Source organism: Thalassotalea sp. G20_0 (genome assembly GCF_017744175.1).
GTDB lineage: Bacteria > Pseudomonadota > Gammaproteobacteria > Pseudomonadales > Endozoicomonadaceae > Endozoicomonas.
This window is the reverse complement of the sequence record NZ_JAGHQV010000554.1, coordinates 1-501: the sequence shown is the minus strand read 5'-3', so window position 1 is coordinate 501 and position 501 is coordinate 1. Positions and strand designations below refer to the sequence as shown.

At 38.7% G+C, this 501-nt stretch carries 1 protein-coding gene; it reads left to right on the top strand.

The window, feature by feature from the left end; genetic code table 11:
* Positions 1–22: 22 nt before the first annotated feature.
* Positions 23–501 (top strand): hypothetical protein (locus J7438_RS27525; RefSeq protein WP_209279183.1); only part of this gene is annotated, 479 nt, incomplete at its 3' end.

Genomic DNA, 501 nt, shown 5'->3' with positions numbered 1-501 from the left:
AACATTCAGTGTCAGCAATTATATGGATGATAAGCACGCAGGGTGCTTGTACGACCACTTTAAAAAATGTCAACAGAAGTATTACTCATCAACATTAATAGATTTACTGCATAGACCTCCTGTGCTTCAGGAAGCAGAAGTAGAACAGCGAATATCTGAAATAGACACCAGAATCATTAACACAATCAATGAAAATCTGAGTGAGGATAGTAAAGTACTGTTTATGGGCCTGCTTGAAGACAACAAACAAAAAGTCGGCAATGCCGCACAGATACGGATGAAAAAAATATCCATTATGACGGATATTATTTCCACCCTAACCAATATTGAGCACAGTACGGCTAAAAATATGATTGATCCGGTACAATTGATATTAATTAAACAACCCTGGAAAACTCCTTACGGGCATATCTTCGATGAATTTACAATGTTTCATGCTATTCGCATTACCAGTAACCGTCGGGAGACTGGTAAGTGCCCTGTAACCGGTGGAGATTTGTC